This is a genomic window from Acidibrevibacterium sp. (assembly GCF_049965395.1).
Lineage (GTDB): Bacteria > Pseudomonadota > Alphaproteobacteria > Acetobacterales > Acetobacteraceae > Acidibrevibacterium > Acidibrevibacterium fodinaquatile.
Window position 1 is genome coordinate 1 of the sequence record NZ_JBMFWJ010000085.1, and the last position, 4,894, is coordinate 4,894.

Below are 4,894 nucleotides of genomic sequence, written 5' to 3' on the forward strand. Positions count from 1 at the left end.
GGAGGATTTAGCTCTCGATCGCGCAGGTGCCGCGGAGGAACTTCGAGCCGCCCTATTCGGGAATCGCGCGCATGTCAGCCACGGCGCGTGACAGGTCGCGCGACAAGGGACCGGGCAGCCGTTGCGCAAAGACGTCGGCCAAAGCTGAGTAATACCAAAGAACCCCATCGCGCCCGGCTGAGAAGCGCTGGAACACGGTGGCACCATGTGTCAAGCCGTCGCTGACGATCGCGCGTGCGTTGTGCAGCTTGTCTGTGAATTCGCGAGCAATAGTGACCCCCTGAGGGGCGGTTTTCGCGTCCAAAAGTGACCCCCCTTCGGCTGTGACAATGTCCCTTCCCTTTGGCCTTGGTTGGCCGGGAAGGGGGGCGGGGATGATTGGGGTGGACCGGATCGGCGAGATACGTCGGGCCTATTTTGAGCAGCGGCGGCCGATCAAGGAGATCGTTCGCACGCTTGCGGTTTCGCGGGCAACGGTGCGTCGGGTGGTGCGCAGCCAGCAGACAGCTTTCACGTATGAGCGCGGCGTGCAGCCTGTTCCCAAGCTGGGGGAATGGGTCGAGGCGCTGAGCGAGATCCTGGAGAAGGAGGCCAAGCTGCCGCGGCGGGAGCGGCGGTCGACGCAACGGCTTTACGAGGAACTGCGCGGGCGCGGCTATGCGGGCGCGCACGACAGCGTGCACCGGTTTGTGCGGGCCTGGCGCGAGGAGCGAGCTCGCGTTCCGCCGCAGGCGTTTGTGCCGATGAGTTTTGCGCCTGGCGAGGCCTATCAATTCGACTGGAGCCACGAGACGATCACGCTGCAGGGCCTACCGCTGGTGGTCAAAGCGGCACACATGAAGCTGTCGCACAGCCGGATGCCATTTGTGCGCGTCTATTTCCGCGAGACGCAAGAGATGGTGTTCGACGCCCACGACAAGGCTTTTGCCTTTTACGGTGGTGTTTGCCGGCGCGGCATTTACGACAACATGAAGACCGCGGTGGAGACGATCTTCATTGGCAAAGCGCGCGAATATAACCGGCGCTTCTTGCAGATGTGCTCGCACCATTTGATTGAGCCTGTTGCCTGCACGCCGGCGTCGGGTTGGGAGAAGGGGCAGGTGGAGAACCAGGTCGGCAATTTGCGCGATCAGTTTTTCCGCCCCAAGCCGCGCGTGAAGAGTCTGACGGAACTGAACGCCTGGCTGGCGGATCAGTGCATTGCCTACGCCAAACGAACCAAGCACCCAGAATTGCGCGACCGCACGATTTGGGATGTGTTCCAGGATGAGCGCCCGCATCTTATGGAATTGCGCGGCCCCTTCGATGGGTTTGTCGAGAAGCCGGTGCGCGCCACCAGCACCTGCCTCATCATGGCCGACCATAACCGATACAGTGTCGATGCGCGCGCTGCCGGTCGGATGGTGCTGGTGCGCAGCCACGCCGAACGCATCGTTGTGCTATTCAACGATGCCGTCGTGGCGGACCATCCGCGTCACTTCCGGCGCGATCAGGTAATTTACGACCCATGGCACTATTTGCCTGTGTTGCTGCGCAAACCAGGCGCGTTGCGAAATGGCGCGCCTTTCAAGGAGTGGGACCTGCCGCCTTTGCTGGCGCAGGTCCGCTCGAAGTTGAAACATCATGCCGATGGTGATCGCCAGTTCGTCAAGGTGCTGGGCGCGGTGCTCGATCATGGGCTGGCCGCCGTTGAGGCCGCCTGTGCCGAGGCGCTCGAGGCCGGCATTGCCAGCGGCGACGTCATTCTGACCGTGCTTGCGCGTCAGCGGCAGCCGCCGGTGCCGCCCAGCATCACGGCCCCCGACGGGCTGCGCCTGCGGATCGAACCCTTGGCCGATTGTGGCCGCTATGACAGCATCAGAAAGGTTGCGTGATGGAACGCCATGAAATCCTCGACGCCATGAGCAGCTTAAAGCTCTATGGCATGCGCGCAAGCTTTGATGAAATTGCAGGCAAAGGGTTGGCGCGGCGGGACGAGATTTATCCTCTCATCGCCAGCCTGATCCGGGCCGAGCACACGCACCGCCAGGCCAGATCGATCAGTTATCGCATCGGCGGCGCCAAATTCCCGATCCTCAAGGACCTCGATAAATTCGTTTTTGCCGACACGCCTGTCGATGAAGGCCTTGTGCGCGAACTCGCGTCCGGCACGTTCCTCGACGCCAAGCGCAACGCGATCTTCATTGGTGGCACCGGCACCGGCAAGACGCATCTGTGCATTGGCGTCGCATCGGCCGTGATCCGCGCCCGTGCGCGCGGGCGCTTCTTCAATCTCGTTGATCTTGTCAATCAACTCGAACAGGAGAAAGCCGCCGGCCGCAGCGGCCGGCTGGCCGAAAAACTGCTGCGCTACGATCTGATCATCATCGATGAACTGGGCTACCTGCCGTTCAGCCAACCCGGCGGCCAGTTGCTGTTCCACCTGGTCAGCAAACTCTACGAAAACACCTCGCTGCTGATCACCACCAACCTCGCCTTCGCCGATTGGCCGCAAGTCTTTGGCGACGCCAAGATGACCACGGCGATGCTGGACCGCCTGACGCATCATTGCGACATCATCGAAACCGGCAATACCAGCTGGCGCTTCAAGAACCGCAACTGACCCCGCGACCATCCGTCAGTGCTCGCACCGGTGGGTCCACAGGCCCGTCGGGCGCGTCGCTGCGTCTGTCTCTGAACGGACACTCCGCGCCGCGTCCGACGAACCTGTGGACTACCGGCACGAGCGCCCAGCATCACGCCAGGGGGGTCAAAATTCGACGCGAAAAGGGGGTCAGCTTTGGAAGCGATTTGACAGTCCGGACCCACTGGCCGATATCTTCGAGGCCGAGGTGGTGCCGATCCTCAAGGCCGTCCCCGGCCTCCGGGCGGTTGCTGTCTTCGAGGAGTTGATGCGCCGCCACAAGGAGGATCTCGATTCCGGCGTCCGCCGCACGCTCGAGCGCCGCATCCGCGCCTGGCGCGCGATCCACGGACCGGATCAGGAAGTAATCTTCCGCCAGACCCACGCGCCCGGCGTGATGGGCCTGTCGGACTTCACCGACATGAACGACCTCGGCGTGACCGTCGCCGGCGCGCCGCTCGATCACCGCCTCTATCACTTCCGCCTGGTCTGGTCGGGCTTCGAGCACGCCCATGTCGTGCTCGGCGGCGAGAGCTATGTCGCCCTCGCCGCGGGGCTGCAGAACGCGCTCTGGCTGCTCGGCGGCGCCCCGCGCGAGCATCGCAGCGACAGCCTGTCGGCCGCCTTCCGCAATCTCGACGCCGCGGCCAAAGCCGACCTCACCCACCGATACGAGGTGCTCTGCGCCCATTACGGCATGACGCCGACCCGCAACAACCGCGGCATCGCCCACGAGAACGGCGCCATCGAGAGCGCGCACGGCCATCTCAAGAGCGCGATCCGCGACGCGCTGCTGCTGCGCGGCACCACCGTCTTCCCCGACCTCGAGGACTATCGCCGCTTCATCGCCGAGATCGTCGGCCGGCAAAACCGCCGCCACGCCACCCGCATCGAGGCCGAGCGCGCCGCCCTCAGCCCGTTGCCGGTCCAGCGCACCGCCGACTACGAGGAGACCGTGGTCACCGTCACCTCCTCCTCCGGCTTCACCCTGAGGAAGGTGTTCTACACCGTCCCCTCCCGGCTGATCGGCCAGCGGCTCCGCGTCCGCCTCCATGACGATCGCCTGGAGCTTTTCCTTGCCGCCACCCCGCTCATGACCCTGCCGCGCGGCCGCGCCCAGCCAAACGGCAAGCACGGACATGTCGTCGACTACCGCCACGTCATCCACAGCCTGCGCCGCAAGCCGATGGCGCTGCTGCACCTCGTCTATCGCGCCCAGCTCTTCCCCCGCGACGCCTACCGCCGCGCCTTCGAACGCTTGCTCGAACATGCCTCCGAGCGATCCGCCTGCCGCACCATGGTCGAGATCCTCGCCATCGCCCATGAGCGCGGCTGCGAGGCCGAACTCGCCGCACGCCTCGCCGAAGACATCGCCGCCGGCCGCCTGCCCGACCTCGACATGCTGCGCCGGCGCTTCGCCCCCGATCCCGCCGCGCTGCCCGCGGTCACGGTCCGGCTCGCCCCGCTCGCCGACTACGACACGCTGCTGACCGGAGAAGCCGCATGAGCGAGGCAACCAGGGCGATCGACGCCCAGCGCCTGACCCTGATCCTCAACGAACTCCGCCTGCCGGCGATCAAGCAGGCCTGGCCGGAGTTCGTCGCCCGCGCCGACACCGAGGCCTGGCCCGCCACCCGGCTGCTCGCCACGCTGGCCGAGCACGAGATCGCCGAGCGCGACCGCAGACGGATCGAACGTCACCTCCTCGATGCCCGCCTGCCGCCGGGCAAAACCATCGACGCCTTCGCCTTCGACGCCGTGCCAATGGTCTCCAAGGCCAAGGTCCTCGCCCTCTGCGCCGGCGACCCCTGGCTCGACCAGGGCGCCAATCTCATCCTGTTCGGCCCGCCCGGCGGGGGAAAGTCGCATCTCGCCGCTGCCATCGGCCTCGCCCTGATCGAAAACGGCTGGCGCGTGCTGTTCACCCGCACCTCCGATCTGGTCCAGAAGCTCCAGATCGCCCGCCGCGAACTCGCCCTCGAAAGCGCCATCGCCAGGCTCGACAAATACCACCTGCTCATCCTCGACGACCTCGCCTACGTCACCAAGGATCAGGCCGAGACCTCCGTGCTGTTCGAACTGATCAGCGCCCGCTACGAACGCCGCTCGCTGCTCATCACCGCAAACCAGCCCTTCGGCGAATGGGGTAAAATCTTCCCCGACCCCGCCATGACGCTCGCCGCCGTCGACCGCCTGGTCCATCACGCCACCATCTTCGAGATGAACGTCGACAGCTACCGCCGCAAAACCGCCGTCCAGCGACGCACCGGC

5 protein-coding genes are annotated in these 4,894 nt (G+C 65.3%); 4 read left to right on the forward strand and 1 reads right to left on the reverse strand.

Translation table 11 applies throughout. The features are described from left to right. Positions 1-52: 52 nt before the first annotated feature. Positions 53-304, reverse strand: a complete 252-nt coding sequence (locus ACP5M5_RS14255) for a hypothetical protein (RefSeq protein ID WP_427938445.1) — start codon at positions 302-304, stop codon at positions 53-55. 70 nt (positions 305-374) lie between these two features. Between ACP5M5_RS14255 and istA (ACP5M5_RS14260) the strand changes: the two genes are divergently transcribed. The 4 genes from istA (ACP5M5_RS14260) to istB (ACP5M5_RS14275) all read left to right on the forward strand — a co-directional run. After that, positions 375-1,874 carry an IS21 family transposase gene (gene istA, locus ACP5M5_RS14260; RefSeq protein ID WP_427938447.1) on the forward strand — a complete coding sequence of 500 codons (1,500 nt, stop codon included), beginning with the start codon at positions 375-377 and terminating at the stop codon, positions 1,872-1,874. Continuing rightward, a complete protein-coding gene (gene istB, locus ACP5M5_RS14265) occupies positions 1,874-2,602 on the forward strand; it encodes an IS21-like element helper ATPase IstB (protein WP_427938449.1) in 729 nt (242 codons plus the stop codon). The genes istA (ACP5M5_RS14260) and istB (ACP5M5_RS14265) overlap by 1 nt, the downstream gene beginning before the upstream one ends. After that, positions 2,571-4,130 (forward strand): IS21 family transposase, encoded by a 1,560-nt coding sequence (gene istA, locus ACP5M5_RS14270; RefSeq protein WP_427938454.1) that lies wholly within the window; start codon positions 2,571-2,573, stop codon positions 4,128-4,130. Before istB (ACP5M5_RS14265) ends, istA (ACP5M5_RS14270) begins: the two co-directional genes overlap by 32 nt. Further along, on the forward strand, positions 4,127-4,894 hold a 768-nt coding region (istB, locus tag ACP5M5_RS14275), incomplete at its 3' end, for an IS21-like element helper ATPase IstB (RefSeq protein WP_427938452.1). The genes istA (ACP5M5_RS14270) and istB (ACP5M5_RS14275), both read left to right, overlap by 4 nt.